This window comes from Pseudomonas sp. IT-P176, assembly GCF_949767245.1.
Taxonomy (GTDB): Bacteria; Pseudomonadota; Gammaproteobacteria; order Pseudomonadales; family Pseudomonadaceae; genus Aquipseudomonas.
Genome location: NZ_CATKPN010000068.1, coordinates 151055 through 165163, shown reverse-complemented (window position 1 = coordinate 165163; position 14109 = coordinate 151055). Strand labels below are relative to the sequence as shown.

General features: G+C 60.5%; 12 protein-coding genes and 2 tRNA genes. 5 read left to right on the top strand and 9 right to left on the bottom strand.

What is annotated here, in order from left to right; translation table 11 throughout:
* Nucleotides 1–28 precede the first annotated feature (28 nt).
* From ACM6IP_RS19950 to ACM6IP_RS19935, 4 genes are all read right to left on the bottom strand, one after another.
* Complete coding sequence (locus tag ACM6IP_RS19950) at nucleotides 29–1324, bottom strand: virulence factor family protein (protein ID WP_095166896.1); 1296 nt, start codon at nucleotides 1322–1324, stop codon at nucleotides 29–31.
* Nucleotides 1324–3966 carry a bifunctional lysylphosphatidylglycerol flippase/synthetase MprF gene (gene mprF / locus ACM6IP_RS19945; protein WP_095166898.1) on the bottom strand — a complete coding sequence of 881 codons (2643 nt, stop codon included), beginning with the start codon at nucleotides 3964–3966 and terminating at the stop codon, nucleotides 1324–1326. Before mprF ends, ACM6IP_RS19950 begins: the two co-directional genes overlap by 1 nt.
* A gap of 274 nt (nucleotides 3967–4240) precedes the next feature.
* Nucleotides 4241–4317 (bottom strand) — tRNA-Met (locus tag ACM6IP_RS19940).
* 220 nt (nucleotides 4318–4537) lie between these two features.
* Nucleotides 4538–4614: transfer RNA gene (locus ACM6IP_RS19935), tRNA-Met, on the bottom strand.
* Nucleotides 4615–4912: 298 nt separating this feature from the next.
* Here ACM6IP_RS19935 and dinB point away from each other — a divergent pair.
* Nucleotides 4913–5974 (top strand): DNA polymerase IV, encoded by a 1062-nt coding sequence (gene dinB, locus ACM6IP_RS19930; RefSeq protein WP_095166900.1) that lies wholly within the window; start codon nucleotides 4913–4915, stop codon nucleotides 5972–5974.
* A 42-nt stretch (nucleotides 5975–6016) separates the two neighbouring features.
* Here dinB and ACM6IP_RS19925 read toward each other — a convergent pair whose 3' ends face one another.
* The 4 genes from ACM6IP_RS19925 to ACM6IP_RS19910 all read right to left on the bottom strand — a co-directional run bounded on the left by ACM6IP_RS19925 (nucleotide 6017) and on the right by ACM6IP_RS19910 (nucleotide 10792).
* Nucleotides 6017–6970, bottom strand: a complete 954-nt coding sequence (locus ACM6IP_RS19925; RefSeq protein ID WP_095166902.1) for a hypothetical protein — start codon at nucleotides 6968–6970, stop codon at nucleotides 6017–6019.
* Between the two features lie 17 nt (nucleotides 6971–6987).
* Complete coding sequence (locus tag ACM6IP_RS19920) at nucleotides 6988–8703, bottom strand: proline--tRNA ligase (RefSeq protein WP_095166915.1); 1716 nt, start codon at nucleotides 8701–8703, stop codon at nucleotides 6988–6990.
* 129 nt (nucleotides 8704–8832) lie between these two features.
* Nucleotides 8833–10395: an AmpG family muropeptide MFS transporter gene (locus ACM6IP_RS19915; protein WP_095166917.1), complete on the bottom strand. Its 1563-nt coding sequence runs from the start codon at nucleotides 10393–10395 to the stop codon at nucleotides 8833–8835.
* A gap of 43 nt (nucleotides 10396–10438) precedes the next feature.
* A complete protein-coding gene (locus ACM6IP_RS19910) occupies nucleotides 10439–10792 on the bottom strand; it encodes an MGMT family protein (protein WP_414862146.1) in 354 nt (117 codons plus the stop codon).
* 166 nt (nucleotides 10793–10958) lie between these two features.
* Here ACM6IP_RS19910 and ACM6IP_RS19905 point away from each other — a divergent pair, with 166 nt between their 5' ends.
* Nucleotides 10959–11966 carry a DUF481 domain-containing protein gene (locus tag ACM6IP_RS19905; RefSeq protein WP_095166921.1) on the top strand — a complete coding sequence of 336 codons (1008 nt, stop codon included), beginning with the start codon at nucleotides 10959–10961 and terminating at the stop codon, nucleotides 11964–11966.
* Between the two features lie 113 nt (nucleotides 11967–12079).
* Here ACM6IP_RS19905 and ACM6IP_RS19900 read toward each other — a convergent pair whose 3' ends face one another.
* Nucleotides 12080–12289: a cold-shock protein gene (locus ACM6IP_RS19900; RefSeq protein ID WP_002554837.1), complete on the bottom strand. Its 210-nt coding sequence runs from the start codon at nucleotides 12287–12289 to the stop codon at nucleotides 12080–12082.
* Nucleotides 12290–12643: 354 nt separating this feature from the next.
* Here ACM6IP_RS19900 and dcd point away from each other — a divergent pair, with 354 nt between their 5' ends.
* The 3 genes from dcd (at nucleotide 12644) to ACM6IP_RS19885 (ending at nucleotide 14105) form a co-directional block, all read left to right on the top strand.
* The gene (gene dcd / locus ACM6IP_RS19895) at nucleotides 12644–13210 is read left to right on the top strand and encodes a dCTP deaminase (RefSeq protein WP_003219273.1); all 567 of its coding nucleotides are present in this window, start codon (nucleotides 12644–12646) and stop codon (nucleotides 13208–13210) included.
* 108 nt (nucleotides 13211–13318) lie between these two features.
* On the top strand, nucleotides 13319–13528 hold the full coding sequence (locus ACM6IP_RS19890; protein WP_095166923.1) for a hypothetical protein: 210 nt from the start codon (nucleotides 13319–13321) through the stop codon (nucleotides 13526–13528).
* A gap of 205 nt (nucleotides 13529–13733) precedes the next feature.
* On the top strand, nucleotides 13734–14105 hold the full coding sequence (locus ACM6IP_RS19885) for a hypothetical protein (protein ID WP_414862145.1): 372 nt from the start codon (nucleotides 13734–13736) through the stop codon (nucleotides 14103–14105).
* Nucleotides 14106–14109: the final 4 nt, after the last annotated feature.

The following is a 14109-nucleotide window of genomic DNA, read 5'->3' as shown; positions in this document are numbered from 1 at the left end:
AGCGGGGGCTTTTTGTTGGGGGGCGCACTCAGTCTTCAGCGACCTTGTCAGCGCCCTGGCGCTTCTCGATGATATCCACCAACCGCTGGGCCAGAGCCGGGTAGTTCTCGTCGAAGTGGTGCCCGCCAGGCAGCTTCATGGCTTGGCCCACGGCAGTCTTATCGGTGCAGCCGCTCTCGTCGGCTTCTTCCTCGCCGTAGATGCACACCACTTTGGCGGCAGGCAACTTGGCCATTTCCGGGCCGGTGGCGGCTTCCTTGCCGGCGTTGCCGAGCCAGCCTTCGACTTCGATCTCGAAGCTGCCGGTGCGGGCGAAGGCCAGCAGGATGATCGCGTCGACCCGTTGCTGCTCCGATTCCGCCAGGCGGTTGTAGATGGCGGGCAGGACGTCGGCACCAAATGAGTAGCCGGTGAGGATGAAGCGCTTGGTGCCCCATTTCTGCCGGTAGTGCTGCATCAGCTCGGCGAGGTCGATGGCGCTCTGCTCGGGGCTTTTGTGCTGCCAGTAGTAGCGCAGGGTGTCGATGCCAACCACCGGGTAGCCGATCTTGGCCATTTCACCGGCCACGTCGCGGTCCAGGTCGCGCCAGCCGCCGTCGCCGGAGAGGAACAGGGTGACGGTGTCCTTGGCCTGGCCGGCGGGCACTTCGACCACCGGAATGTTCAGGCCGCCATTGCCCTTGTCGGCACCGATCAGCAGCTTGCGCAGTTCGTTGTTCAGCACCTGTGGCAGGTTGATGTCGTAGTCGCTGATGCTGGTTTGCGCATTGGCCTGGTCCCGTACGAAACCGGCACTGGTGTCGTCGGGGTTATCGTTCCACGCTACCAGCCAGTGGCCGTGGGCGGCGCTTTTTGGCAGCAGGTGGGTGCAACCGGGTTTCTCCAGGGCCAGGTCGACCGAGACCGCCTGGGACTTGTCGTCCTTCTGCTCGGCCAGCCAGCGCCACGCCAGCACCGCGCCGGGGCCGATACCGCTGACCAGGGTGGCTGGGCCGTTGAGCTGCTTGAGCGCCGACTGCAGGGCACGTCCTTGCAACATGCAGTCCTTGGGCAGGATCACCTGGACGATTTCTGCTGCGCCGCCACGGCTGAGGGTGATCAACTGGGTGTCGCTGAGCTTCTGCTCTGCATTGACCGCGACGATCACCTGGGCGCGCGCCTGGGTGCCCGGAATGACCCGGGTCATGGGCGCGCCGTCAGCCGGCGTCAACAGTTCCACGGTGGGTTGTGGGGCTGGACGGTTCCAGTACCAGTAACCACCGCCAAGGATCACAGCCAGAGCCACCAGAGTGGCCAATACATACCGCCAGGAGCGTTGAATCATCAGCGTTTCACCAATCCAGTCAAGCCGCCCGCAATCAGGGCGGCGGTATCGGCCAGTGCCACCAGCGGATCGAGTCCGGCGGGCACAGCCATGTAACGAGGTTCCCAGTCAGGCTGGAACTTGTCTTTGAAGCGGCGCAGCCCCTGGAAATTGTAGAGCTGCTCGCCCCGGCGAAACACCATCGAGCCGAGGCGCTGGGTCAGTGGCGCGCCACGCCGGGGTTGCAAGCCCGACAATGGCACCATGCCCAGGCTGAAGCGTGCATAGCCGTGGTTCTTATAATGCTGAATCAGGCCGACCATCATGAATTCCATGGTCAACTTGGGGGCGTCCGGGTGCGCGCGCATCAGGTCGAGGCTGGCCAGGTCGTGGCTGTAGGTCTCGAGCAGGTTGGCAAATGCCACCGGGCGCCCCTCAAAACGAATGATCGCAATGCGAAAGTGCTTCAGGTAGTCATCGCTGAAGCGGCCCAGGGAGAAGCCTTTCTCGCGCACGTTCTTGCCGGTGAGCCAGGCATCGGAAATCACTTTCAGCTCGTCCATCGGCGCCTGGCCGGGCTCGTGGATTTCCAACGACAGGCCATCACGGGTGCCGCGGTTCCAGGTGTAGCGCAGGTCCTTCATCTCCTTGCCCTTGGCTTCCAGGTCAAAGCGCAGCAGGTCGACCCGCGCCTCTTCGCCGAGCTTGATGGCGGTCAGGCCGATGTCCATGTAGTAGGGCAGGTTTTCTGCGCGCACCTGATAAAACACCGGGCGGGCGTGATGCAGGTCGCAGAGGTCGCGGAACTGCCAGATCATCTCGGCACGCTGCTGCGGCTGGCCGATCGGGTCGTACAGGGCAACCAGGCTGCGGCCGCGCCGGGCATACATCAAAAAGGCGTCGCCGTTGGGGTGGAACAGCAACGCTTTGTCCCCGGTCAGGGCCAGGCCGCCGTCCGGTTGGGCCGAGGCCATCAGGATCTTCTGCGCTTTTGCCAGGTCAGTGGCGTCGGGCAGGTCAATGGCCGGGCGGGCAGTGCGCAGCAGCCAGGTCAGCGACACCACCACCAGCAGCACCGCGGCACCGAGCAGCGAACGCAAGCCGCGCGGTGCATCGGAATCCAGGGTGAACTGCCACCATAGTTGGTGGCTGTAGGGCACATCCTGGTAGGCGAATAGCAGCAGCCAGATCGACGCAGCCAACACGCACACGCTGGCCACCAGGTACAGCGGCGAGAAGGGCAGTTCGGTCAGGCGACTGGGGCGATAGAACGAGCGGCGGAAGATCGCCAGCAGGCTGGCCGTCAGGATCAGCAGGCTGGCTTCTTCCCAGTCGAAGCCCTTGAGCAGCGACAGCAAGGCACCGGCCAGCAGCAGCACGGTGGTGAGCATCCAGGCGGCCGACAGGCGCCGGCGCAGGCCCTGGGCCAGCAACAGGCACAGTACGCCGATCAGGCTGGCGCCGAAGTGCGAGGCGTCGATCAGGCGATGGGGGATCAGAAAACCGATGTGTTCCAGGCGGGTGTCGATCTCCGGTGTGGCGCCGGAAAACAGCAGGACCACGCCAGACAGGAACACCAGTACCGCGAGCACCGGCGCGGCGAGGCCGGAAGCGGTGCGCAGCGCCTCACGGCTGTTGAACAGGCGTTGGGCCTCATTGATCAACAGCAGCAGGCAGGCCACCAGCATTGGCAGGATCACATAGATCAGGCGATACAGCAGCAGGGCGGCGGCCAGCGGCGCGGCGCCCAGCTTGTCGGCAAAGGCTGCCAGCAGAATGGCCTCGAACACGCCGACGCCACCGGGCACGTGGCTGAGCACGCCCGCGGCCAGGGCCAGCAGGTAGACCAGCAGGAATGCACCGAATGGCGGGGTTTCCGGCAGCAGCAGATACAACACTGTGGCAGCCGCGGCGACGTCGAGCGCGGTGATGATCAGTTGCAGGAAGGTCAGGCGCCGGCCCGGCAGGCGCAGGGTACGGCGCCCGGCACGCACCAGCAGGTTGTCCGGGTAGGGTTGCTCGGGCAGGCGCCGCCGGTAGATGCCAATCGCCAGGACCGCACAGAGCAGCAGCACGGCAATCGCGATGCCGCCCAGCAGGGCCTCGGACAAGTGCAGGGCGGCAGAGGCGGCCGGCAGGTTGCTCAGGGTCGCCAGGGCTGCCAGCGGGGGCAGGGCGCAGCCCAGGGACAGGCTGGCAAACAGGGTCATGTGGGCGACTTCCGAAGCCCCGAGGCCGTGACGCGCGTAGAGCCGGTAACGCACCGAGCCGCCCGAGAGCAATGACAGGCCTATGGCGTTGCCAATGGCAAATGCGCTGAAGCCGCCGAACATCAGGCTGCGGGCCGGTAGGCTTACACCGGCATAGCGCGATGCCGACCACTCATAGCCGAGCAAGATGATGAAGCCGACGATCGTTGCACCTAGGGCGCCGAGCAAGGCCGGTTGTGGCACTTGCAGGATGGAGTCATGCAGGGCGTAGAGATCCAGTTCGCTTAATAGATGGCGACAGGCAATCAAGGCAATCGCGAACAGCAACAAGGTCACGGCCAGGCCGATGGGCTGGCGGTACTTGCTGAGCAGATCCAGCCAATGCAGGCGTGTGGCTTTGATCGGTTGGGTCGCAGTGACGGTGTCTTGTGAATCAGACGAGTTGGCGCGCATCAATCACCTCTTGGATTGTGCGCGACAGGATGGGGGTATCCAGCCAAGTTACCAATCCCTGTTGTAAAAAAAAGTTACAAATACTGACGCCTGTCATTGAGCCTTGGCGCGTGGGCGCGATTCAATGCTGGAAGGGTCGCCTGCGATTGAGCATAGCTTGATGGATCTGGGAGGGCGGCAAAGGTTCGCAGTACCTTGCCAGACCATTGTTGCGAAAGGGCTTTTTCTGCAGATACAAAAAAGGCCACTCTTTCGAGTAGCCTTTTTTGATGTTTGGTTGCGGGAGCCGGATTTGAACCGACGACCTTCGGGTTATGAGCCCGACGAGCTACCAGACTGCTCCATCCCGCGTCTGTGTGGCGGCATTCTACAGAGGAACGCAGGGGTGTCAACCGTTAATCGTGGATTGGGTCAAATAAACGTAAATTGCCCTGGAAAGACGCGGGGGCTGCACTTAAGTGTCAGAAGCATAACGAGAATTTGTCGCGTCTCGGTTATGTCTTCAAAGGCTGTGGGCAAAAACACCCACGCACAAAAAAGGCCACTCTTTCGAGTAGCCTTTTTTGATGTTTGGTTGCGGGAGCCGGATTTGAACCGACGACCTTCGGGTTATGAGCCCGACGAGCTACCAGACTGCTCCATCCCGCGTCTGTGTGTCGGCATTCTACAGAGGATCGCTGGGGTGTCAACCGCTAACTGAGAAAAATCTGTTCCTGTTCAAGCGCTTAGCGCTTATGCGGGAGATGCCTGGAGGGCTGCAGGGCTTGCCCCGTAAGGCTCTCAGCTCTATTGATGGTCTGATTTCGATTAATAAAATAAATCCATCCTGGCGCTATTGCCTGCTGTAACAGAAGATTAAAAGCACTGGTGCTATATACAGGTGTCAGTGAGATACTGATGATCTGACTGATATTTGTCCTTTTTCCTTCAGCGAACACCGCCTTTTATGACTCAACGCAAAATCATTCACGTCGACTGTGACTGCTTTTATGCAGCCATCGAGATGCGTGACGACCCAACGCTGGCCAGTAAACCGCTGGCGGTGGGTGGTTCCGCGGATCGGCGGGGGGTGATTGCGACCTGCAACTATGAAGCCCGGGCCTATGGCGTACGGTCGGCAATGTCTTCGCGCCATGCGTTGAAGCTGTGTCCGGACCTGGTCATCGTCAAGCCGCGCATGGACGCTTACCGCGAGGCATCCAAGGAGATCCAGGCGATCTTTCGCGATTACACCGACCTGATCGAGCCGTTGTCGCTGGATGAGGCTTACCTGGATGTGTCCGACTGTGGGCATTTTGCCGGCAGCGCCACGCGGATTGCCCAGGACATCCGCCGGCGCGTCTCCAATCAGTTGCACATCACGGTGTCGGCCGGGGTGGCGCCAAACAAGTTTTTAGCAAAAATCGCCAGCGACTGGAAAAAGCCCAACGGACTGTTCGTGATCACGCCGGATCAGGTCGAAGATTTTGTCTCACAGTTACCAGTGAGCAAGTTGCATGGCGTCGGTAAGGTCACGGCGGACAAGCTGGCGCGCCTGGGTATCGTCGATTGCCTGCAACTGCGCGAGTGGAACAAGCTGGCGCTGGTGCGCGAATTTGGCAGTTTTGGCGAGCGCTTATGGAGTCTGGCTCGTGGGATTGATGAGCGGGCGGTGCAAAACGACAGTCGCCGGCAATCGGTGAGCGTGGAGAATACCTACGATGTCGACCTGCCCGACCTGGTCAGTTGCCTGGACAAGCTGCCCGAGCTGCTGGAAAGCCTGAATGGACGCATGGCGCGCATCGACAGCAGTTACCGTCCGGGCAAGCCGTTCGTGAAGGTCAAGTTCCATGACTTTACCCAGACCACCCTGGAACAGGCTGGGGCAGGGCGTGACCTGGGCAGTTATCAGCTGTTGCTGACTCAGGCGTTCAATCGGGGTGGCAAGCCGGTGCGGTTGTTGGGGATTGGCGTGCGATTGCAGGATTTGCGCGGTGGGTTCGAGCAGTTGGACCTGTTCGGGCGCTAGAAAGTAGTCGCGGGCAGGGCTTGCCCGCGAACATTTGCGGTACTAATTGACGCCCGGATCCGCCACCAGGCGCCCGGCATCCTTGGTCAGTGACTTGAGGAACTCACTCTGCAACTCGGGATCGTTGCGGGTCAGTTCGATCAGGCTCTGCTCCAATTCGCTGGCCTCTTCTTCCAGGCCCAGTTCCGACAGGCGCTTGACCCGGTGCACCCACTGGCTCACTTCGTCATCTTCGAGGTCGTCGTAAATCAGTTCGTGGGCTTCCAGCAGCTTGCCGCGCAAATTGCCGCTGATGGCCAGCGAGGAATCGCTGTGCACGTCATCCTGGGCGTCTGCGACAGAGATCTGCAGCTTGCTGATGCGGCTCAGGTCATGTTCGGAGAACGGACTGTCCAGCAGGTTCAAGCGCAGCACGCCATTGCGGTCGGTGGTGAGCTCGAAGGTCTGCTTGCCGGTCTTGACCTCTACCGGGCGTTCGCTCCAGGGCAGGCTTGAGTATTCCGTGCGTTTTTCCCGCTCGACTTCATCAATGCCCGCCAGGTTCTGTTGCGCCCGACCGTGGGACTGCACGTTCATGAACGGGTTGAGCCCGGCAAAACCGTAGCTGATCCAGTCCTTGGTGACGCTGTCCGGCAGGTTGCCGAGGGCAAACACGTTGACCACGTTGGCGCCGACGCCTGCCACCACTGCGACCGCGCCCAGCGGAATCTCATAGACCTCCCGCCAGGGTTGGTAAGGTGTGTAGCGGTCGTAGCGCCGGGTGACTTCGAACTCGGTGACTTCGAAGGTCTTCTGTTCATGAATCCGCACTCGGCGTTGCGGCAGCTCAAGCACCTTAGGCTCACCGACATCGATCTGCAGGCTGTGATCGAGCAGTTTGCGCTCGATACGTTCCTCGTGCTCGCTGCGCTGTGACATTTGATTGGCACAGCCGCTGAGCAGCAGGGTGCTGCACAGGGCAGCACCACCGAGGCTTAAGGTGTTTCGCTTGAACATGACTTCTCTATCTGGTGTCAGCGGCGGATGCGAGCCTGAAGGAACGACAGTACGTCAGCGACCGGCAGCGCTTGCGGCTCGGCCTCGGTACGGCTCTTGTATTCCAGGTTGCCTTCGGCGAGGCCACGATCACTGACCACGATCCGGTGAGGAATGCCGATCAGCTCCATGTCCGCGAACTTGATGCCCGGGCTGGTTTTCTTGTCGCGATCGTCCAGCAGCACTTCGAAGCCGGCCGCAGTCAGTTCTGCGTAGAGCTTGTCGGTGGCTTCGCGTACCAGTTCGGTTTCGTAGCGCAGCGGTACCAGGGCAATCTGGAATGGCGCAAGGGTGTCGCTCCAGATGATGCCTTTTTCGTCGTTGCCCTGCTCGATGGCAGCTGCGACCACGCGGGACACGCCAATGCCGTAGCAACCCATTTCCAGGGTCACCGGCTTGCCGTTCTCGCCCAGCACTTCGCACTTCATCGCTTTGCTGTACTTGTTGCCCAGCTGGAAGATGTGCCCGACTTCGATGCCGCGCTTGATTTCCAGGGTGCCTTTGCCGTCCGGGCTTGGATCGCCGGCCACGACGTTGCGCAGGTCGGCCACGGTTGGAACCGGCAGGTCGCGCTCCCAGTTGACGCCGAAGTAGTGCTTGTCGTCGATGTTGGCACCGATACCGAAGTCGCTCATCAGCTCCACCGAGCGGTCGATGATGATCGGCAGCGGCAGGTTCAATGGGCCCAGGGAGCCAGCGCCGGCGCCGATGGCGTCACGCAGTTCGGCGTCGCCGGCCATGACCAGCGGGCTGGCAACGCCAGGCTGGTTAGCGGCCTTGATCTCGTTGAGTTCGTGGTCGCCACGGATGACCAGGGCAACCAGCTTGCCGGCTTCTTCGGCGTGCACGATCAGGGTCTTGATGGTCTTTTCAATCGGCAGATTGAATTTTTCCACCAGTGCCGCGATGGTCTTGGTCTCTGGTGTATCCACCAGGCGCAGCTCTTCGCTTGGCGCAGGACGGGAGGTTTCCCGTGGCACGGCTTCGGCTTTTTCGATATTGGCTGCGTAGTCGGAGCCGTTGCTGAAGACGATGTCGTCTTCGCCGGATTCGGCCAGAACGTGGAACTCGTGGGAACCGGCGCCACCGATCGAGCCGTTGTCCGCCTCGACTGGACGGAATTTCAGGCCCAGGCGCGTGAACACGTTGCAGTAAGCCTGGTGCATGCGGTCATAGGTGACCTGCAGCGAAGGCTGGTCGGCGTGGAAGGAGTAGGCGTCCTTCATGATGAATTCGCGGCCGCGCATCAAACCGAAGCGTGGGCGGATTTCATCGCGGAATTTGGTCTGGATCTGGAACAGGTTGATTGGCAGCTGTTTATAGCTGCTCAACTCGTTGCGCATCAGATCGGTGATCACTTCTTCGTGGGTCGGACCGGCGCAGAAATCGCGGCCATGGCGATCCTTGAAGCGCAGCAGCTCAGGGCCGTATTCTTCCCAGCGTCCGGATTCCTGCCACAGCTCAGCCGGTTGAGTGCTCGGCATCAACACTTCAAGAGAGCCGGCGGCGTTCATTTCTTCGCGAACGACCGCTTCTACCTTGCGCATTACCCGCAGGCCCATGGGGAGCCAGGTGTACAGGCCCGAGGCGAGTTTGCGGATCATGCCGGCGCGCAGCATCAGCTGATGGCTGATGACGACCGCATCGGAAGGCGTTTCTTTCTGTGTGGCGAGCAAAAATTGACTGGTGCGCATGGTAGGCCGTTGTCGGTTGCTGAAGACTAGAAATGACGGAGCATTGTACGGGCGAGATGTGCTGGCGTACAGGCGTGCGGTCCGTGGTGTCGCCCAGAGGCGGGGAAAGCCCCGCACCCCGGGCGTTTGTCAGGATTCTTCGAGGGTGCTGGTGTTCGTCACGGGCCCAGGTGTCGGGGTCGGACCTTCGCGCCGGCTTTCCTGGAACCAGTGTATGGCGATCAGGATCAGCGTCGGCACGCCGAGCAGGGCGGTGATGATGAAGAAGTCGTGATAGCCGAATTTTTCCACCATGACCCCGGTATAACCGCCGATCAGGCGCGGCAGCAGGAGCATGATCGAGCTCAGCAGGGCGTATTGGGTGGCGGAGAACTTCAGGTTGGTAAGGCTCGACAGATAGGCCACGAAGGCCGACGTCGCGAGGCCCGAGCTGAAGTTGTCGAGCGAAATGGTGGCAATCAGCATCTGCAGGTTGGCGCCCATGTCGGCGAGCATCACGAACAGGATATTGGTGCCGGCCGACGCCGCGCCGCCGATGAACAGTATGGGCAGGATGCCGAAGCGCACGATCAGCAGGCCGCCCATGCCGGCACCCACCAGGGTCATGATCAGGCCGAATATCTTGCTGACACCGGCGATCTGGTCCTTGGTGAAGCCCAGGTCGATGTAGAACACGTTGGCCATGACGCCCATCACCGTATCGGACATCCGATAGGTAGCAATCAGCCCCAGCAGCAGGAATGCCTGCCAGCGATAGCGCATGACGAAGTCGTTGATTGGCGTCAGAACTGGCGCCAGGCCCCGGCGGCCCATGGTCGACAGGCACATGCCGGTGAGGGTGATGTAGAGGATGGCGCGCAGGAAGGCGCGGTCTTCGAGCAGCAAGTCGAGCAGGCTGGTGTCGCCGAACAGCACGCTGGCAAAGTCAGTGTTGTAGAGCTGGGTGCACATCGCCGGTACCGAGACCAGCAACACAATCAGCACGAACACCGATGCCAGTTGGTGGACAAAACTGTAGCGTCCGGCGGACAGCTGGGTGCGCAAGGGTACGGGCGGTTCGCGCATGAACAGGCTGGTCAGCAACGCCGGGACCATCAACAGGCCAAACAGCACGTAGGTGCCGGTCCAGGCCGAGTGCTGGTAATTGAAGCCGGTGGAGCCAAAACCTTCGGCAAAGAACAGTGCGCCGGCAGTTGCCAGCAGGGCGGCCACCCGATAGCCGGACATATAGCTGGCAGCGAGGGCAGCCTGGCGCGTGTCGTCGGCGATTTCCAGGCGGTAGGCGTCGACGGCAATATCCTGGGTGGCCGAGGCGAAAGCCACCACCACCGCGATCGCGATCAGCCAGGACAGGTGTTTTTGCGGGTCGCAGAAGCCCATGCCGATCAGGCCGAGAATCACCAAAGCTTGGGACAGCACCAACCAGGAGCGACGACGGCCGAGCTTGCCGAGCAAGGGCAGGCGCCATTGGTCGAGCAGCGGCGACCACACCCATTTGAAGGCGTAGGCCAAGCCGATCAGGCTGGCATAGCCAATGGTTTCGCGAGCCACGCCGGCCTCGCGCAGCCAGACGGAAAGCGTCGAAAATACCAGCATGTAGGGCAGGCCGGCGGCGAAACCCAGCAGCAACAGCACGAGCGTCGAGGGGCTGGCATAAGCGGCGAGCGCGGCGCGCCAGGTTTTACGGGGCATGGGCTGGAGTCTGCCTCAAAATTGCGGAAACAAAGCGCGCACTCTAACCGCTGTGCTCTACCGGACGCCAGCCATGGCGCTGAATATCAACACGATTGTTCTGGATACTGATGCCCTCGGCTCGCAAGCGCGCGCGTTGTTCGTCGCCCGAGGGGGTGCCAACGGCCAGGCTGATACGTCCGCCTGCGCCGAGCACGCGGTGCCAGGGCAGTTTACTGTCGTCGGGCAATTGGCTCAGGGTGCGCCCGACCCAGCGCGCAGCCCGACCCAGGCCAGCCAGTTCGGCGAGTTGGCCGTAACTCACTACCTTGCCTTCGGGCACTTGGGCCAGGGTGAGGTAGAGTGCCGTTCGGCGGATTTGTGCCGGGTCCTGAGGTTGGTTCTCGCAGTCGCTCACGTGTTGGGTTCCTTGACGGGCAGGCGCTGCACCGCTGGTAGAGTAAAGCGCCGATCACGCAATGATAAATGAACTCATCACAAATACCCCGGTCAGTCCTTGCTCAGGCTTTCTCTATAGGGATAATGCCGCCTTTTTTTCGCGAACCTGAGGCTTGTCCTTATTTATGCCGTCCAGAATTCTGCTCTGCCTCGCCGCTATCAGTGCCTGCGCTCCTGCACTCGGCGACACCGTCTGGTTAAAGAATGGCGATCGCCTGAGTGGCAAGATCAAGCTCTTTGACGGCGGCAAACTGCTGATCCAGACCGAATACGCCGGAGCCATCCCGATCGACTGGAAGCAGGTCAAGACCCTGGAAAGTGACCAGGAGTTGCTGGTCAAACAGGATGCCTACACTGGTGAAAAAGCCAAGTCCCTGCAGGCGGCCGATGAGGGCAAGGTCACCTTGGCCAATGGCGAAACCCCCAAGACCGTCGAGTTGGCGAGTATCCAGCAGATTCTCAAGCCTAAGCCGGTGGTCGAGGATCTGGTGTGGAAGGGCAATGTCGATGTCGCCCTGGATTATCAGCGGGCGGAAAATGACACCGACGACTATGACGTGGATTTCAAGACTTCCGCCCGACATGGCAAATGGCGTCATACCGCAGAAGGTGAATACAACCGCGAGTTCCAGGATGAGGTAGTGACTACCGACAACTGGCGGGCCGAGTACTCCCTTGACCGCTTCATTACCGATCAATGGTTCTGGCAGGGGCGTTTGACCTACAAGCGCGACAAGGTCGAGGACCTCTCCCGCCAGCGCACGGTCGGTACCGGTCCTGGCTACCAGTTCTGGGATGACGAACTGGGTGCGTTCTCCCTCGGCTCACTGCTGAACCGCACCGACTACGAATATTCGGATGGCGGCAAAGACAACTTCTATTCGCTGGCGATGAAGTGGGATTACAACCGTTACCTGATCGGCAAGTCGGTGGAGTTCTTCACCAATGGTGAAGTCGGCAAGCCGCTGTCGGGCGTCGCCGACTTTGCCCTCGATGCCGAGCTGGGCTTGCGTTACAAGGTCACGGACTGGGCATCGCTCAACCTCAAGGCCGAGCGCGATATCATCAGCGGTTCCGATGATGCTGACTTCAGCAAGACCCGTTACACCGCAGGCTTTGGGGTGACCTGGTAGCGCCGGTCACCTGGCTGGGCGCCGCAAGTGGGCGCCACAAGCAGGCACAAAATCTACGGGCACAAAAAAGCCCCGCTTTTGAGGGCGGGGCTTTTTTACTAAATCAGTACAAGTTAGATAACTTGAACTTCTTCAGCTTGCATGCCTTTCTGACCGCGGGTAGCGATGAAAGAAACCTGTTGGCCTTCTTTCAGGCTTTTGAAGCCGTCGGATTGGATAGCTTTGAAGTGAACGAACAGGTCGTCACCGGATTGTGGAGTGATGAAGCCGAAGCCTTTTTCATCGTTGAACCACTTAACGGTACCGGTTTGGCGATTAGACATGGTGTAACTCCTTGAACAAAGATAACTGCGACTCAGGAAGAACCCTGGCCGAGACTGAGTGCAAAGAGCAGGAAAAATTCTTGTAGATGGTTGGATCGAAATTCAACATATCGTGTAGAGATTCTCAGTGACACAAGCAGCACAGTGGCGCCACCTTAACCCTTTTTCCGGAACGTGCCAATGGTCTTTGCGAAGGTTTATCTGTTTTCGTGACTGACGGTGCGCGTGATCGACGCGCGGTATCCGATATTAAAGGCGATCGGCGATTAATGCGTACCGGACTTTGAACCCGGCGGCGCGCCCCGGTAAGATGCCGGACAGAATTTTTCCACCTCGCTATTCAGGACACCCGCCATGAGCATCAAATCGGACAAGTGGATTCGCCGCATGGCGCAAGAGCACGGCATGATCGAGCCCTTCGTCGAGCGCCAGATGCGTGGCGAAGGCGCCGAACGACTGATTTCCTTCGGGGTGTCGAGCTATGGCTACGATGTGCGCTGCGCCGATGAGTTCAAGGTGTTCACCAACATCAACTCGGCCACCGTCGATCCGAAAAACTTTGATGAGAAGAGCTTCGTCGACGTCAAGAGCGATGTCTGCATCATCCCGCCGAACTCCTTCGCCCTGGCCCGTACCGTTGAGTTCTTCCGCATTCCGCGCAATGTCCTGACCATCTGCCTGGGCAAGAGCACCTACGCGCGCTGCGGCATCATCGTCAACGTCACGCCGCTGGAACCGGAGTGGGAAGGCCACGTGACCCTGGAATTCTCCAACACCACCACGCTGCCGGCGAAGATCTACGCCAACGAAGGCGTGGCGCAGATGTTGTTCTTCGAATCCGACGAAGAGTGCGAAGTATCCTACAAAGACCGTGGTGGCAAGTATCAGGGCCAACGTGGCGTGACCCTGCCGCGCACCTGAGTCAGTCGTCCGGACAGAACGTGGGAATTCCTCGGCGAGCGTAGACTCTATGGAGTGTACTGCCCGGATCCGCGCAAGGCGGATCGGGCCATCGCCCAGGAGTGCCCAATGAAGATCGATCCACGCGTAAGTGCCGAACTGGCAAGGCTTGAGCCCAATCAGGTGGGTGTACTGGCCTGGTCGTTGTTAGCCCATCCGTCCGTCGCCCAGGCTGGCGGCATCCCCGGTCAGCCCGACCCGGACACCCCCAACGAACAACCCACCGAGCCCGGCGAACCGACCCTGCCGGACGAGCCACCTCCCGCACCAGTGGCCTGATTGGTCCGGCTCTTGGTGCATCACCAGTGAACTGTGGTGAGGGTTGACCGCTGTTCACTGGACGTTCATGCCTCGAAACAACTGTGTTCACCTTTGAAACCTATGGTCAGGTCTGCCGTGTTTTTATCGCGGCGGTGCTCCCCTGCGTGGCTTGAACAACGCTTGAGGCGAGCGGTTAGCCATAGTCGTGAAAAAGGAATTTCCAATGAGTTCAGTTCGATCGGGTCATTTCAGCGCTGACATCCATACCGCCAACGGCCTGCAGGCGTTTCGGATGACCGAGGGCCTGCGGTACTACCTGCGTCAAGGCGTGCATAGCCTCGAGGCGGTCAACGCTGCGGGGGAAGGCTTCTACCTGTATCTGCCAGACGATATCCAGACTGGCACGTACCAGCTCCAGGTCGGGTTACCCTCGATCATCCATGTGACGGGCGGCGGCGAAGCGGAGTTGTACCCCTTGGGCAGCCTGACGTTGACGGTTGACGGGGATGGGCAGTTTGCCGGTACCTTCAGCGGCACGGATGCCGATGGCATCCGCATCGAAAATGGCAGCTTCAGGCTGGAGTACCAGGCTTAAGCCG

Bases quoted from the DNA above. Each gene is read 5' to 3' on its own strand.
- ACM6IP_RS19950 (WP_095166896.1), bottom strand. From the start codon at position 1,324: ATGATTCAACGCTCCTGGCGGTATGTATTGGCCACTCTGGTGGCTCTG.
- mprF (WP_095166898.1), bottom strand. From the start codon at position 3,966: ATGCGCGCCAACTCGTCTGATTCACAAGACACCGTCACTGCGACCCAA.
- dinB (WP_095166900.1), top strand. From the start codon at position 4,913: ATGACTCAACGCAAAATCATTCACGTCGACTGTGACTGCTTTTATGCA.
- ACM6IP_RS19925 (WP_095166902.1), bottom strand. From the start codon at position 6,970: ATGTTCAAGCGAAACACCTTAAGCCTCGGTGGTGCTGCCCTGTGCAGC.
- ACM6IP_RS19920 (WP_095166915.1), bottom strand. From the start codon at position 8,703: ATGCGCACCAGTCAATTTTTGCTCGCCACACAGAAAGAAACGCCTTCC.
- ACM6IP_RS19915 (WP_095166917.1), bottom strand. From the start codon at position 10,395: ATGCCCCGTAAAACCTGGCGCGCCGCGCTCGCCGCTTATGCCAGCCCC.
- ACM6IP_RS19905 (WP_095166921.1), top strand. From the start codon at position 10,959: ATGCCGTCCAGAATTCTGCTCTGCCTCGCCGCTATCAGTGCCTGCGCT.
- ACM6IP_RS19900 (WP_002554837.1), bottom strand. From the start codon at position 12,289: ATGTCTAATCGCCAAACCGGTACCGTTAAGTGGTTCAACGATGAAAAA.
- dcd (WP_003219273.1), top strand. From the start codon at position 12,644: ATGAGCATCAAATCGGACAAGTGGATTCGCCGCATGGCGCAAGAGCAC.
- ACM6IP_RS19890 (WP_095166923.1), top strand. From the start codon at position 13,319: ATGAAGATCGATCCACGCGTAAGTGCCGAACTGGCAAGGCTTGAGCCC.
- ACM6IP_RS19885 (WP_414862145.1), top strand. From the start codon at position 13,734: ATGAGTTCAGTTCGATCGGGTCATTTCAGCGCTGACATCCATACCGCC.